A 988-nucleotide genomic window follows, 5' to 3' on the forward strand; every position below is an offset into this window, starting at 1 on the left:
TGCTGGCTGCTGGCGATAAGGTTGAAGAGAAGAGCTATGATAATGTTGCTGCAGCTTTTGAAGGTGTAGGAAGTTCTTTCACGAATCTTCATAATGAAGTGACAAATGCTGTTACAAATATTAACAAACACATTAACGATGTGGTGAGTGATAGCCTTGTTAAGCAGGATGATGCGACAAAGATTATCAAGATAGGTGCAGAAAAAGGTGGAACAAGCATTAGCATTGCTAATAGTGGAGATGCCGCACGGACTCTTACGGGCGTAAAAGCAGGAGAGCTCACAGAGACATCGACCGATGCCGTGAATGGTTCGCAACTTTTTGCAACCAATCAGAATGTCACGACAGTAACGAATGATCTCAAAACAGTTTCTGATAATACTTCGAAGTATTTAGGTGGTGGATCCGATGTGTTGAAGGGTGTAGCACCGACTTATACAGTGGAGGGTAAGAGTTACCAGAGTGTAGCAGATGCGTTTGGTGGTGTTGATCATTCATTCACAGAGCTTCATAAAGAGATTAAGCAAAATACGAATGAAGTTTCAGAAAATGTTAAGCAGAACGCGTTGTTATGGAGTGATAATGATCATGCATTTGTTGCGACGCATGGAACTGAAGGTGATAAGAAGAACAGCAAGATCACGTCTCTAGCGAATGGTAGTGTCACGAAAGATTCAACGGATGCGATCACTGGTTCACAGCTTTATTCGATGAATAGTACGTTAGCGAACTATTTTGGTGGTGGTGCTGAATATAAGGATGGAAAATGGACTGCTCCAAACTTCAAAGTTACACAATTTTCTGGTGATGGTAAGTCTTCTGAAGAGACATATAACAATGTTGCCGATGCATTTGGTGGTGTAAATAGTTCTTTCAAAGGTCTTCATAATGAAATGACGAATGCTGTTACGAATATTAACAATCAGATTAGCCAAGTTGTTAGTGATAGCCTTGTTAAGCAAGATGCTACAACGAACCTCATCACTAT

General features: G+C 40.7%; 1 pseudogene. It reads left to right on the top strand.

Annotation, left to right across the window (positions count from 1 at the left end):
• A pseudogene (locus CER18_RS09740) lies at window positions 1–988 on the top strand (Vomp family autotransporter); the annotation flags it as partial.

It is taken from the genome of Bartonella tribocorum (assembly GCF_002777915.1).
GTDB lineage: Bacteria > Pseudomonadota > Alphaproteobacteria > Rhizobiales > Rhizobiaceae > Bartonella > Bartonella tribocorum_A.